Source organism: Streptomyces katrae (assembly GCF_002028425.1).
Lineage (GTDB): Bacteria > Actinomycetota > Actinomycetes > Streptomycetales > Streptomycetaceae > Streptomyces > Streptomyces katrae_A.
Genome location: NZ_CP020043.1, coordinates 1 through 12,562, shown reverse-complemented (window position 1 = coordinate 12,562; position 12,562 = coordinate 1). Strand labels below are relative to the sequence as shown.

11 protein-coding genes and 2 pseudogenes are annotated in these 12,562 nt (G+C 67.8%); 12 read left to right on the top strand and 1 reads right to left on the bottom strand.

The window, feature by feature from the left end:
* The first annotated feature begins 38 nt into the window (after nt 1–38).
* The 12 genes and pseudogenes from B4U46_RS34375 to B4U46_RS37785 all read left to right on the top strand — a co-directional run bounded on the left by B4U46_RS34375 (nt 39) and on the right by B4U46_RS37785 (nt 12,088).
* Nucleotides 39–659, top strand: coding sequence for a hypothetical protein (locus B4U46_RS34375; RefSeq protein ID WP_079432190.1), 621 nt, complete (start codon nt 39–41; stop codon nt 657–659).
* A 153-nt stretch (nt 660–812) separates the two neighbouring features.
* Nucleotides 813–1,089: pseudogene (locus B4U46_RS39675) on the top strand (hypothetical protein); the annotation flags it as partial.
* 522 nt (nt 1,090–1,611) lie between these two features.
* Nucleotides 1,612–2,181, top strand: coding sequence for a GNAT family N-acetyltransferase (locus B4U46_RS34360; protein ID WP_079432189.1), 570 nt, complete (start codon nt 1,612–1,614; stop codon nt 2,179–2,181).
* Between the two features lie 124 nt (nt 2,182–2,305).
* Nucleotides 2,306–3,732 (top strand): annotated as a pseudogene (locus B4U46_RS34355) (IS1182 family transposase).
* Between the two features lie 648 nt (nt 3,733–4,380).
* Complete coding sequence (locus B4U46_RS34350; RefSeq protein WP_079432188.1) at nt 4,381–5,196, top strand: class I SAM-dependent methyltransferase; 816 nt, start codon at nt 4,381–4,383, stop codon at nt 5,194–5,196.
* Nucleotides 5,197–5,342: 146 nt separating this feature from the next.
* Nucleotides 5,343–6,242 carry a LysR family transcriptional regulator gene (locus B4U46_RS34345; protein WP_079432187.1) on the top strand — a complete coding sequence of 300 codons (900 nt, stop codon included), beginning with the start codon at nt 5,343–5,345 and terminating at the stop codon, nt 6,240–6,242.
* 114 nt (nt 6,243–6,356) lie between these two features.
* A complete protein-coding gene (gene dmpI, locus B4U46_RS34340; protein ID WP_042811709.1) occupies nt 6,357–6,539 on the top strand; it encodes a 4-oxalocrotonate tautomerase DmpI in 183 nt (60 codons plus the stop codon).
* 86 nt (nt 6,540–6,625) lie between these two features.
* Nucleotides 6,626–9,022 carry an ATP-dependent nuclease gene (locus B4U46_RS34335; protein ID WP_260338148.1) on the top strand — a complete coding sequence of 799 codons (2,397 nt, stop codon included), beginning with the start codon at nt 6,626–6,628 and terminating at the stop codon, nt 9,020–9,022.
* Between the two features lie 327 nt (nt 9,023–9,349).
* Entirely contained in the window at nt 9,350–10,945 is a 1,596-nt protein-coding gene (locus B4U46_RS34330; protein ID WP_079432185.1) for an ISL3 family transposase, read from the top strand.
* Nucleotides 10,946–11,000: 55 nt separating this feature from the next.
* Nucleotides 11,001–11,447 (top strand): DUF4259 domain-containing protein, encoded by a 447-nt coding sequence (locus B4U46_RS34325; RefSeq protein ID WP_079432184.1) that lies wholly within the window; start codon nt 11,001–11,003, stop codon nt 11,445–11,447.
* Between the two features lie 24 nt (nt 11,448–11,471).
* On the top strand, nt 11,472–11,654 hold the full coding sequence (locus tag B4U46_RS37790) for a hypothetical protein (RefSeq protein ID WP_123996024.1): 183 nt from the start codon (nt 11,472–11,474) through the stop codon (nt 11,652–11,654).
* A gap of 74 nt (nt 11,655–11,728) precedes the next feature.
* Entirely contained in the window at nt 11,729–12,088 is a 360-nt protein-coding gene (locus B4U46_RS37785) for a hypothetical protein (protein WP_123996025.1), read from the top strand.
* A 67-nt stretch (nt 12,089–12,155) separates the two neighbouring features.
* On the opposite strand, the gene B4U46_RS37780 is transcribed toward B4U46_RS37785, so the two are convergent.
* Complete coding sequence (locus B4U46_RS37780) at nt 12,156–12,311, bottom strand: hypothetical protein (protein ID WP_159402154.1); 156 nt, start codon at nt 12,309–12,311, stop codon at nt 12,156–12,158.
* Nucleotides 12,312–12,562: the final 251 nt, after the last annotated feature.

Genomic DNA, 12,562 nt, shown 5'->3' with positions numbered 1-12,562 from the left:
GCACCGACGACGGCACACACCACCGAACCCAGGGGGTAATGGGCGTGGAGAACGGACCGCAGAGCATCCCGTGGGGCGGCGAGTGGCGACGACACCTCCGCTCCAATGCCGAGATGGATCTCGTGCGCTCGTGGAAGCGCCATGTCGAATGCCCGACCTGCAAGGCGACCGCAGAGCGGGCCTGCCGCACCGCGGGCGGCCGCCCGACCAACGAACACCGTGCACGCCGTGACGCCGCCGGCCCCATCCCGTACGCGAAGTGGCGAAAGGAGGGCCTCATCCCAGAGCAGCGGACGTACACGATTCCGGCCGTGCTCAAGGAGTCGGAGAAGGCCCGCGTCGACTTCAACGTGGACACCGCCCTGGCCGACGGTGTGGCGGTCGTTCGCATGTTCCTCGCCGAGCGGCTCGGCTTGTTCCTCCAGGGTGAGGAGGCCATGGACCGCATCGACGACGCCGTGCGCAAGCTGATCGAGGTCCGCGGCCCGGTGGGGACGGCCGACATGGTCACTGTCCTCGCCTACCAAGTCGCCTCGCTGCTGGCTGCGAGCGCCGGCCCCAACGGCGATCCGGAGGCCCTGTTCGACACGGTGATCCGTGCGCAAGTCGACATGGCCCGCAAGATGCAGAAGATCCAGAGGGAGCGCGCCGAGGGTTGACCCGGCCGGCTCGCTACGCTTGGCCCTGCTCGTGGGTTTCACCGGCAGCGGCGTAGCGGGTGAAGTCGACACCGGCTGAGCGGGCTTTCTTGAGCCGGATGGACACCAGACCGGTGGAGTTTTTGAGAGCACCTGGGTGCTTGCTTCGAGACCATGGTTGTGCTCTGCACGACGAAGGGGCCCGGTGTGCTGCCGAAGTCCAAGGTCGACCTGTACGCGGCAATCCGCCGTGACTCGCGTCAGGGGCTCTCGAACCGCGCTCTGCAGCGGAAGTACGGCGTCGGGGTCCTGACAGTGCAGAAGGCGTTGTCGTCGGCGTGGCCGGAGCCGCGGAAGCCGCTTCCGCCGAGGGCGACGCGACTGGATCCGTTCAAAGCCGTTGATCGACGAGATGCTGCGGGCGGACCTCGACGCGCCGCGCAAGCAGCGCACCCGGTGAAGCGGATGCTGCCATCGTCGACCGTCTCACCTCCGGCGGCAACATCATCGAGACCGGCACCGACTCCTACCGCCTCGCCACCACCCGCGCGCCCGCGCCGAACAGCAGGCCGCGGCCGGCTGATCTGCCACAAAGCTCACAGCGCGATCGGGCGGGACTTCAGAGCCTCATTGACGATCTGCTCCGCAGACGCACTTGAGGTTGTCCGAAGGGTGGAAGACCAGGTCACTCACCCGGGGATGCGACACGTTCGCCTCCAGGAGCCGCAGATAGTAGTCGCTCTCCGGGTCGGCCTTCAGGCGTCTGCGAACGATCTCGACGAGCTCGTCCCGGGTGATGTCCGCAACTACGGGGCGAGCTAGGAGCGTGGGTCAGTAAACAACTCCTGGAATGCCGCGCGTCGTGGTGAAGTGCGGCTGCCGAGCGCTGCTCTAGAAAAGGCGAGGCCGCCGGGCAGTCGTGATGCGACAATCCGTCCGCAACTTGATCCACATCCGCGTCCCGGAGGTCCGCATGGACGTCGCCTCGCTGCTGCCGCTGACCACGTCCCGGTTGTCGCTGCGTCTGTTCACTCCCGGCGACGCCGATGACCTGTACGCCTACCAGAGCCTGCCGAGCGTGGCGCGCTACTTGTACCGGCCGGCGCACACGCGTGAGCGCAGCGAGCAGGTTGCCGCCGAGCGTGCGGCGCAGACGGCCTGGTGCGCCGACGGGGACAAGCTGGCGCTCGCTGTCTGCCGGCGCGATGAGCCCGGCGTCCTTGGAGAGGTGAGCCTCACCCTGGCCGATGCCCGCGCCGCCCAGGCCGAGATCGGCTGGACTCTCGACCCAGGTCACCAGGGGCACGGCTACGCGACCGAGGCGGCCGCGGCGCTGGCCGGGTTTGCCTTCGACGCGCTGGGCGTGCACCGGCTCTACGCACGGCTGGATGTGGAGAACACCGGGTCTGTGCGGGTCTGTGAGCGCCTCGGGATGCGCCGGGAGGCGCACCTGGTCGAGAACGACCTCGACGGGGATCGCTGGGGCAGCGAGTACATCTATGCGGCGCTGTCCGCGGATCTTGGCAGTCGATCAGGCGATTGAGCCCGCCGGCGCATCCTGTTCGCGATCTTCCATACGGGAGAATCCTGGTATGTCTGGTGGGGATGGCCTGTTCGAGGTGGATCCGGCGGCGGTGGTGAAGCCGGAGACCGCGCCGACGGTGGCAGTGAAGAAGACCTTCCGGGCGTTCGTCCCCGATCAGATGCTGATGCTGCCGCCGTCGCTGGATGAGTGGCTGCCCGAGGGGCATCTGGCCCGATTCGTGGCCGAACTGGTCGACGAGGTGCTCGACCTGGGCCCGATCCTGGCGTCCTACACCGAGAAGCGCGGGTTCCCGCCGTATGACCCGCGGTTGATGGTCCGGTTGCTGATCTACGGGTACACCACCGGAGTGCGCTCGTCGCGGGCGATCGAGCGCAAGTGCACCGATGATGTGGCCTTCCGCTATCTGGCCGCGGGGGCGGCCCCGGACTTCCGCTCGATCGCCCGGTTCCGCCGCCGCCACCTCGACGCCCTCGCCGACCTGTTCACCCAGTCGCTGCACCTCGCGACCAAGCTCGGCATGGTCAAGATGGGCCGCGTCGCCCTAGACAGCACAGGCTCGAAGCCAGCGCCTCCAAGCACAAGGCGATGAGCTACGGCCGTCTGATCGACAAGGAGGAACGGATCGAGGCCGAGATCGCCGTATTGGAGGCCAAGGCCGCCGCCCTGCTCGCCGACGCCGAGGCCACCGACACCGCCGAGGACCAGGCCTTCGGCCCCGACGGCAAGGACACCGACCTTCTCGCCGAACTCGACCGACGCGAAAAGCGCCTCGCGCGCCTGCAGGCAGCCCGCGCCCAGATCGAGGCCGAAGCCGCCGACAAGGCCCGCAAGCATGCTGAGGGCATCGAGCGCCGCCGCCAGGCCCGTGCGGGCAGCAGCGACGAGCAGGCCGTCACCGACGCCGGTGAGAAGGCCGCCGCCAAGGCCCGCCCGAAGCCGAAGGCCCAGGCCAACTTCACCGACCCCGACTCGCGGATCATGAAGAACAGCGACGGCGCCTACATCCAGCCCTACAACGCCCAAGCCGTCGTCGACGAGGCCCATCAGGTCATCACCGCCGCCGACATCACGACCAACGCCTCCGACGCGCTGAACTACACCACCATGCTCGACCAGTCCGCCGCCAACACCGGCACCCACCCCAAGCAGGCCCTGGTCGACGCCGGCTACTGCTCCGAGACCAACCTCGAAGCCGCCCGGGACCGCCAACTCGCCTGCGGCACCGACACCTTCATGGCCACCGGCCGCCTCGCCCACGACGAGCAGGTCCCACCCGCACCGCGCGGACGCATCCCCAAGGACACGACCTTGAAGGAACGCATGGCCCGCAAGCTGCGGACCAAACCCGGACGGGCCGCCTACAGCCGCCGCAAAGCCATCGTCGAACCCGTCTTCGGGCAAATCATGACCTGCCAGAACGGCCGCCAGCTCCTCCTGCGCGGCGAGGACGGCGCCCGCGGCGAGTGGCGCCTGCTCGCCGCCTGCCACAACCTCCGCAAGATCTTCCGCCACACAGGGACGGCAGGGATCGCCGCCCTGGCCTGCTGACCGGCCGGGCCTCCCCGGCCACATGACGAACCCTGCCACCCGGACACCCGGCCGACAGGGCCCCACCAGACCCCACCGGCCCGGACAAGACCACGCCACCGCAACCGACCCGCCGGTCACAGCAACAGAGCCGCTCGCCCGTTACCGACCCACGCTCCTAGCCGAGCCGCCTCCCTCGCGAACTCCTCCAGACTCCTGCTGCCGTAGTACTCGGGGAAGACGAGAGGTCAGCGATCCGCTCCACCTCGGCGGATAGCTCATCCAGCCGCTGCCGACTCACGGGCGGGGGCAACAACTCCGGTCTCAGGTCCACAGCCGAATTATGTCCGTCCGTACCCACACGCCCGAGCCGAGCGCTCCGGGTGCTGCCAGTTCTCATCAACATTTCCGGACATCGCGATCAAGAACCGGTGCCGGCCCCCATCGACATTCGCTCTCCGTTCTCAGGCGCTGGTCCACTTCGTGTGGTCGCGTACACAGGGTGACTGTTGATCTTCGCCTATTGGTGGTTTTAGTGGTCGTAGGCGGGCAGTGCGCGCATGACTGGCTGGCCACGCATGAACCTGGCTCCGCTCATCAGGCCCCTTGGAATCGATCATCTAGGCTGGCGCGGTGACTGATGAGCGGGAGCGGGCGCAGCCGTCGGGAGTGTGGGCCACGGCAGTGGGCGTGGCCAGGGTGCGGGCGTTGGAGACCGAGCGGGAGAACGCGCTGTTCCGCGACCCACTGGCACAGGTCTTCGCCACCGCCGGCGGCCTGTGGCCCTCCTCGCCGCCGCTGCCCGATGACGAGGCCGCGCGACGCCGCCGGCTGGCCGTGTCGTTCTCCATCGTCATCAGGACGAAGTTCCTCGACGACCTGTTGCAGCAGGCCTCCGCGTCCGGGGTCCGGCAGGTCGTGCTGCTCGGCGCCGGCATGGACAGCCGGGCCTTCCGGATGGACTGGCCCGAGGGCACCCGGCTGTTCGAGGTCGACACCGCCGCGCCACTGGACTTCAAGGCTTCGGTGCTGCGCCAGGAGCGGGCCGTCGCGCGCTGCGAGCGGATCACCGTCGCGGTGGATCTGCGTGAGGACTGGCCAGGCGCGCTGGCCGCCGCAGGGCACGACCCGGCGGTGCCGACCGTGTGGATCGCCGAAGGACTGCTGATCTATCTGCCCGAGGACGCGGTGGAGCTACTGGTGGCCCGGATCAGCACGCAGTCGGCGGCAGGCAGTCGGATGGGGCTGACATTGGGCTCGCGCGGCGTGATCGAGCGCTTCGGCGCGGACGCCGCGCCGGGATCGGCGGCGTCCATGTGGGTCTCGGAAATGCCCGACGACCCGGTGGGCTGGCTGGCCGGGCACGGCTGGGAGGCTGGCAGCCACACCCTGCGCGAGCGCGCTGCCGCCTACGGCCGCCCGATCAGCACCCCTCCGCAGCGCGAGGAGCGGCCCGGCGGACTGATCTCGGCGGTCCGCCGGTAGAGCGCCTCCCGGTTCCCTAGGTGATCGATTCCAAGGGGGCTGATGAGCGAGCCAGGTTCATGCGCGTGCCCGGCTCGGCCGTACGCTGCCAGGGGGCCTTCGCGGGCCGCCGCAGATCGGGACAGGGACCGGAACTGGGGGATCACGTGGAACTGCGCCAGTTGCGGTGCTTCGTCGCCGTCGCGGAGGAGTTGCACTTCGGACGGGCCGCCGACCGGTTGATGCTTGGCCAGCCGGCGGTGAGCCAGCAGGTGCGCCGGCTGGAGCGGGAGTTGAAGGTGGAGCTGTTCGACCGCTCGCCGCGGCACGTCCGGCTCACCGCGGCCGGCGAACGGTTCCTGCCGGCCGCACGGGAGGTGCTGGCCGCCGAGCGCGCCGCCGCGGCGCTGGCCGCCGAACTGGCCGCTCCCGGCGCCCGGGCGTTCGGGCTCGGTACCATCACCGGGCTCGGCGAGCGGCTCGACCGGATCCTCGACGCCTACCAACGGCACGCGCCCGAGGTCCGCGTGGAACTGCACTCGGCTCCGGTGCAGGAACGGCTCGCCAGGCTCGCGGACGGCCGCCTTGACGCGGCCTTCGTCCGCGGCGAGATTCCCGCGGGCACCGACGACGTGCGCTTCGTGCCGCTGACGGCCGACGAGTTGATGGTCGCGCTGCCCGCCCGTCACCCGCTCGCGGAGCGTTCCGAGCTCGATCTGGCGGACCTCGCCGAACTGCCGCTGCGGCTCACCGAGCGCCGCAACCATCCGGCGCTGGTCGACCTGGTGCTCACCGCCTGCCACCGGGCCGGTTTCCAGCCCGTCCCCGGCCTGGCGTCCAGCACCCTGCAGGACACGCTCGCCGCGATCGGCACCGGTACCCCGATGTGGACGGTGGTCTACGCGGCCAACGCCCGCCTGACCAGCCATCCGCGGATCGCCTTTCGGCCGCTGCGGGACCAGGTGCTGGCCCTGCCGCTGGCGCTCGGGGTGCGCCGCACCGTGCCGCACCCGGAGCTGCTGGTCGCGGCCTGCCGGGGGCGGGCCGCGCACGATCACGAATCGTGATCGCTGCCAGAGCGAAGCTCGTCTGGTTCGCCGCCGGGCTCTGCGGTGGACTGTTCTCAGAGCGCAGACCGGACATCAGGAGCCGGATAGCGTAACCACTTTGAGGAGCAGACCATGCCGATCGTCACCGTCCAGCAGGGCCCCCGCAGCATCGAGCTCAAGCGCGAGCTGGTCGCGCGGATCACCGACGCCTTCGTGGACACCCTGCAGCTGCCTGCCGAGACCGTCCAGGTCTGGATCCACGAAGTCCCCGCCGACAGCTGGGCCGCCGCGGGCAAGCTCACCGCCGACCGGTAGGGGCCGCGCGGACGCCTCACAACGCAACCAACTTCACCAGATCCGCTTGGTGCCCCCTCCCGCCCCCCGTGGTCATCACCCCCGCAGTGGCGTCCGGCATCGACGCCGCATCGCTCGGTGTGATCAAGGGCTTCTACGACGGCATCTTCGAGACCACGGTGCGGGTGTCCGGACCCAAGGTCGCCGAGCTGGCCAAGCTGATCGAGAACACGTTCCGGCTCGTCAACATCTCCATGATCAACGAGCTGGCCACGCTCACCGACCGCTACTACCACCCACGGGGTCGCACCCCAGCCCGAACCAACCGAGCAAGCGGGGCAAAACCCCGGTGGAGGCATGGCCTGATCGATACGCTTCGCAGATCACCAACGTCGCTCCTGAAGCGACGTGCAGACCGTGCGGGGGGCAACATGGCAATCACCTTCGCTGTCACCGAGATCATGCTCAATACAGGCCTCATAGTGGAGCCGCCGCAGGACGGCATGACGCTCTTCATCGGTGCCAACAACAGCGGCAAGTCGCTTCTGCTCCGTGAACTCAACACGCAAGTAGAGCTCCCTGGTATGACAGCCGGCAGCACCCGCTGGATCCGGCAAGCCCTTCCACGGCACAGCGGGAGCAGCGAGGAGTTCATGGCGTGGCTGGAGGAGCGTGGCTACCGGACGTGGACACCCAGGGGGGACAGGATCCTCAAGGACTCCATCGCGCACCGCTGGCCAGCCTTCACGCTCGCGGAGCTCGCCCCCTTCGTCAAGCAGACGCTGTGGACCGACGACCGGCTGCAGGTCGAGGCGGAGGTGGACCATTGGGACCCTCTGCTGCCATCGCAGTCCAGGCTCCAGTACCTGTACGAGGACCGCGACGCTGAGTCGCGTTTCGCGGACTTGGTGCATCAGGCGTTTGGCCACTACGTCTGTGTAGACCGGTACGACGAGCAGATCAGGCTCCGCGTTGGCCGGCCTCACCCCGACCTCCGAGACGCTCTCCCAGGGGCGGCGCAAGAAGTCGCCGCGGCGTACCGATACCTGCCCTTGGTGTCAGCGCAGGGGGACGGCTTCCGCAGCTTCGTTCAGATCCTGCTTCAGGTGATGGTGCGTCCCGCTCCGCTGGTGATCATCGACGAGCCCGAGGCGTTTTTGCACCCGCCGCAAGCACGCCTTCTCGGCCGTCTTCTGGCCGGCCTCCAGGGGCAGACGCAGCTGTTCGTTGCGACGCACAGCGCCGACTTTCTTGCCGGAGTCCTTGAAGCGGAACAGGGCCGGCCGGTGTCGATCGTCCGCCTCGATCGGTCATCAGGAACCCCTGCCGCCCGGGTGCTCAAACCGGACGCCGTGCAGGGCCTGCTGCGCACTCCCCTGCTGCGGTACTCCAACCTGCCCTCGGGATTGTTCTACGACCGGGTTGTGCTATGCGAAGCTGCCGGTGACTGCCAGTTCTACGCTGCGGCCTTCGACGCAACCAAGGAGGCAGCGGCCGCACACGACAACACCCTCTTCCTCCACACCAGTGGCAAAGCGCCCCTGGGCGACACCGCGCGGCGGCTGCGGCAGTGCGGTATCCCAACTGCAGTCATCGCCGACTTCGACTACCTCCGGTCTGGTCTCGCCCGAGCCGTCAAAAGCCTCGAAGGCGTCACCGAACACCTGGAGTCGGACCTCAAATGCCTCCGAGAGCATGCTGCCGGATCTCGGAGCGAGATCTCCGCAGGCGGATTCAAGACCGAGATGGACGCGCTCCTGAAGGGCATCAAAGCCAGTGACCCGCTTCCAGACCGAGTACTCGGTGAGCTCACCAAGCTGGCCAAGGGCGGTGACCGGTGGGGGGATCTCAAGAAGTCCGGCCTGGGCGGCCTTCAGGGCGATCCTTACAACGCTGCGGAGCGCCTGCTGCGGGCGGCCGCCGACTTCGGACTGTTCGTGGTGCCCTGTGGCGAGCTGGAGTCCTGGGTACGTCAGGTGCCCCGAGGCGACAAGGCGCTCTGGTCTCAGAAGGTCTTCGACAACGGGTGGTACGCAAGGCCGACAGAAGAGCTGAAGGCCTTCTGCAGCACCATCCGCGCGTACCTCAAGGACGGGGTGTCGGACTACGCGCGTGCCGCAGCACAGGCCCTCCAGGTGAGCTCCCGCCTCGACCACAGCCACGCTGTCGTTAGCAACAGCAGCAACGACCCCCTAACGGAAGTACGGGTCCTCCGCGCCACCTACACCCACGGCGGCCGCCAGCACATCCAACCGCTCTGGGGCACACCAGAAAGCAAGACCTCCGGTGCTCTCCTGGCAGGAGATGAGTTCTCCGTGCCGCTCATCCTGATGAGCGACGGCGACGGCGACGGCCACGAATGGTTCCTCCCGCCCGGCTCTACAGACCAAGCGCTCACGGTCCACTTCCGCGACCGTGCCGGCCTGTGGTGGGAACGCATCGGCGACAAACCCCCCTTCCGGCTGCCCGCTGGCCCTTCCGAACCCGACCCCGCGCCGCAATAGCCCGCAGGAGGCCGTCCCACCCCGTAGCACCGGCTCACCCGGCAGGGCGGTTCCTTTCGCGTTCCGGAAGCTATCGATCCGCTACGCTCTCGGGTGGCAGCCCACGCCTGCCAGTACCTGGCTTCGTTCACTTCTAGGAACAGCGTTTGTCGATGAGTTCCGTCAGCAGTGGGCGATCAAGAGGGCCGCGGATGTTCATGAGTTTTGGTTCTGGCTCAACTTTTGTGGTGCGTCAACGCTCCGTGATTGTTGATCTTGGTCGTGTCTCTCGCAAGATCGTCCTGAAACGACTTGGGGCTGCCGTGCCGTGCCCGAGAGTTCGGAGCCGTGAACGAAGTGCTGCTCCGGCTGGGAGAGCTCCTGTTCTTGTCGGACCCTGAAGTCGCGGTCATGTCAGCTGAGGACGACGGCGAGGCGATCTGGATCGGCGTCACGCGCAAGTCTGCCGGTGCTGAGTGTCCGGGCTGCGGAAGATGGTCGAACCGGATTCATGGGTCCTACCTGCGGTTTCCTGCCGATCTGCCCAGCGCCGGGAGGCGTGTAGTGCTTCGCCTGCAGGTCCGCCGGTTCACTTGCACGGATACCTCCTGCCGACGGCAGACCTTCGTTGAACAGATCCCCGGACTGACCAGACGTTACGGTCAGCGGACCGAGCGGCTGCGTTCAGCCTTGGCCGAGGTGGGCCTCGCATTGGCCGGCCGGGCCGGCGCCCGACTTGCGGACATCTTCGGTATCTCCGTCAGCCGCAGCACGGTACTTCGGCTGGTCGAGGCGATGCCTGAACCTCAAACGTCGGCCCCGCGGGTGGTGGGCATCGACGAGTACGCGATGCGCAAGGGCCGTGTCTACGGGACTGTGCTGGTTGATGTCGAAACCCGCAGACCGGTGGATCTGCTGCCCGACCGCGAGGCAGCCACCGTCGCCGCCTGGCTTGCTGAGTGTCCCGCAATTGAGGTGGTATGCCGCGACCGAGCCCCCTTCTTCGCCGAAGGCGCCAGCACCGGGGCACCCACTGCGGTGCAGGTCGCAGACCGCTTTCATCTCTGGCGCAACCTCGGCGAGGCCGCCGAGCGATGCGTGTCGCGCCATCGGTCCTGTCTGAGAGCGCCATTCGCGGCGCCCGGCTCCGAGAGCGTCACCACGCCACCGGCGGCAGAAACTGGCGTGTCGCCCTGGCCCACTGGGCACCGGTTCGCCGACCGAACCCGCGAGAAACACGCGATCGTCCAGGGAATGCTCGGCGAGGGACACAGTCGTCGCGCGGTCGCCCGCGAACTCCGGATGACCTACCGAACCGTGCAGCGTCTGGCCGACGCGGCAACCCCGGAAGACCTCTTCCAAGGGCAGTGGCAAAACCGCAGGACGAAGCTCGACGACTTCAAGCCGTACTTGCACGAGCGGTGGGCCGAGGGCTGCACGAACGCCTGGACCCTCTGGAAGGAGATCCAGACACACGGATACTCAGGTGGATACGGTGCCGTCCGCGCCTACCTTCGTCCCTTCCGGGACGCCATGCCACGTACTCGACCGCCATCTCCCCGAACTGTTGCCGGTTGGATCCTGACCCACCCCGACGCACTCGCGGAGAACGAGCGACTGAAGCTCAAGTCCGTGCTCACCCACTGCCCCGAACTGGACGCCCTCGCCGGTCACGTCCGATCCTTCGGGCAGATGCTCACCCAGCTCCGGGGAGAACGGCTCCCCGAATGGATCAAGGCCGTCCGAGCCGACGACCTGCCCAGCCTCCACACCTTCGCCAACGGCCTCGAACGCGACCTCGCAGCCGTCACTGCCGGCCTGACCCTGCCCTGGAGCTCAGGCGTCGTCGAGGGCCACGTCAACCGCATCAAAATGATCAAGCGGCAGATGTACGGACGCGCCGGCTTCAAGCTTCTGCGCAAGCGAGTACTGCTCGCCTCATGACCGCAATGTCAGTGGCCGATGCGAGGATCCCCGGACGACGACGCGAGGAGATCACATGGGCACCTGGGACATCGGCCACTTCGACAACGACACCGCTGCGGATTTCGCTTACACCCTGGACGAGACAGCCATGGACCAGCGAGAGAACCTCATCCGAACCACGCTGACCCGGACCGTCCAGACCCAGGACTACCTCGACAGCTCGGATGCGGTGGAGGCCGTCGCAGCCGCCGCTCTCGTTGCAGCCCAGTGCCCAGACGGCGAACCGATCACCACAAGCTATGGGCCCAACGAAGCCCTGCCTGTCCTCGCCAGTGACCTCCGAACCCTTGCCGTCGAAGCCCTCGACCGGGTCCTTGCAGGGGAATCCGAGCTCGCCGAACTCTGGGACGAGACCCCAGAGGGCCCGCTATGGCGACAGATCGTCGGCCAGCTTCGAGCAACCCTCCATTCACAGCCTGAGCTTCAAGAAACACCTGCCGCTCGGGATCTAACCTACTGACTCAGCGTGACCAGACCACAGAAGTTGAGCCAGAACCTGAGTTTCGAGAACACCTCGGTGCTTGCTTCGGGACCATGGTTGTGCTCTCCACGACGAGGGGCCTGGGTGCTGCCGAAGTCCAAGGTCGATCTGTACGCGGCGATCCGCCGTGACGCCAAGGGCGGCATGTCGTTGCGGGCGCTCATGCGGAAGTACGGCGTTGGCTAGGCCCTGATCTCGGCGTTGCCGGAACCGCGGAAGAAGATGGAGCCGCGGGAGACACGACTGGACCCTACAAGCCGGTGATCGACGGCATCCTCACGGCCGATCTGACCGCACCGCGCAAGCAGCGACACACCGTCAAGGGGATCTTCGACCGGCTGCTGGACGAGTACGGCGCCGATGTCTCCTACCAGATGGTCCGCGGATCGGTCGCTGCCCGCCGCGAGGAGATCCGGCTGGAGGCCGGCAAGAGTGTGGTCGACGCGTCCCGCAGACCCACGGGCCCGGCGCCGAGGCCGAGGTCGGCTTCGGGGAGTCACGGTGAAGCTGGCCGGCGAGCTGGTGACCTGCTACCTGTTCGCGTTCCGGATGTCGTACTCGGACAAGGCCGTCCACCGCGTCTTCGCCTCGGCGGGGCAGGAGGCGTGTCGGCACCATGACCGTCAGAGGTGCGGTCGGCCCAGCCAGCAGGACGGGACGCACACGGCGACATCTGAGGTTCCGGCCTCACTGCCAGGGTTTGAACAGCCATTTCGGAGTGGCCGCGGTGCAGGCCTGGTAGTCGACGGGGGTGCCGTTGCGGGGAGTTTTCCCGGCCAGCCCGACACAGTGCTGTTGGCTGATTTCGTACCGGTCTCCACGACCGGTCAGCGTCCAGTCCACGTAATTCTCATACGAACAGTCCGCCTGCACGATGTCGGTGTCCAGCTCGAAATTGTCCCCCGCCAGCGCGAGGCACTTGTCGCTGTGCTGGGCTGGAGCCTGCGGAAGAGGACGTGGTCGGTACCGCGCTGACCGGCTGGCCGGTCGTCCAGCTCCCCGGCCACTGTGTCGCCTCCGACCGTGAGCCGCCATCGCTGGTCCGTGATCCCCAGGCAGTCCACAGGACCACATCCGCGCCGAAGCGCTGGGAG

Excerpts from the sequence above, each read along its gene's own strand:
- dmpI (WP_042811709.1), top strand. The coding sequence starts at position 6,357 with ATGCCGATCGTCACCGTCCAGCAGGGCCCCCGCAGCATCGAGCTCAAG.
- B4U46_RS34360 (WP_079432189.1), top strand. The coding sequence starts at position 1,612 with ATGGACGTCGCCTCGCTGCTGCCGCTGACCACGTCCCGGTTGTCGCTG.
- B4U46_RS34325 (WP_079432184.1), top strand. The coding sequence starts at position 11,001 with ATGGGCACCTGGGACATCGGCCACTTCGACAACGACACCGCTGCGGAT.
- B4U46_RS34375 (WP_079432190.1), top strand. The coding sequence starts at position 39 with ATGGGCGTGGAGAACGGACCGCAGAGCATCCCGTGGGGCGGCGAGTGG.